The organism is Bilifractor sp. LCP21S3_A7, from assembly GCF_052118825.1.
In the GTDB taxonomy this organism is placed as follows: Bacteria; Bacillota; Clostridia; order Lachnospirales; family Lachnospiraceae; genus Bilifractor.
Genome location: NZ_JBQKGL010000033.1, coordinates 1 through 586 on the forward strand (window position 1 = coordinate 1; position 586 = coordinate 586).

At 55.6% G+C, this 586-nt stretch carries 1 protein-coding gene; it reads right to left on the reverse strand.

Going from position 1 to position 586, the window contains the following annotated elements; genetic code table 11:
• Positions 1 to 586: Hsp70 family protein (locus tag ACTQ1O_RS14050; RefSeq protein WP_441487793.1), on the reverse strand; the 586-nt coding region annotated here is incomplete at both ends.

Here is a 586-nt window from a genome sequence, read left to right on the forward strand (position 1 = left end):
CTTATCAAAGTCGTCGCCGCCCAGATGGTTATTGCCGGCGGTAGCCAGTACCTCGATGACTCCGTCGCCGATCTCGATGATGGACACATCGAAGGTGCCGCCGCCGAGATCGTATACCATAACCTTCTGCTCGTTCTCATTGTCCAGGCCGTAAGCCAGCGCCGCCGCTGTCGGCTCGTTGATGATACGCTTTACATCAAGTCCGGCGATCTTGCCGGCGTCCTTTGTCGCCTGACGCTGTGCGTCATTGAAATATGCCGGGCAGGTGATAACGGCCTCTGTGACCTTTTCTCCCAGATAGCCTTCCGCGTCGCTCTTCAGCTTCTGCAGAATCATTGCGGAGATCTCCTGCGGAGTATAGCTCTTGCCGTCAATGGTAACTCTGTAATCGGAGCCCATGTGACGCTTGATCGATGAAATCGTGTGATCGGCGTTTGTAACTGCCTGACGCTTTGCCGGCTCGCCTACCAGACGCTCTCCTGTCTTTGTGAACGCGACAACGGACGGGGTCGTACGGCTTCCTTCCGCGTTCGCGATAACGGTGGGTTTTCCACCTTCCATAACGGCTACACAGCTGTTTGTTGTA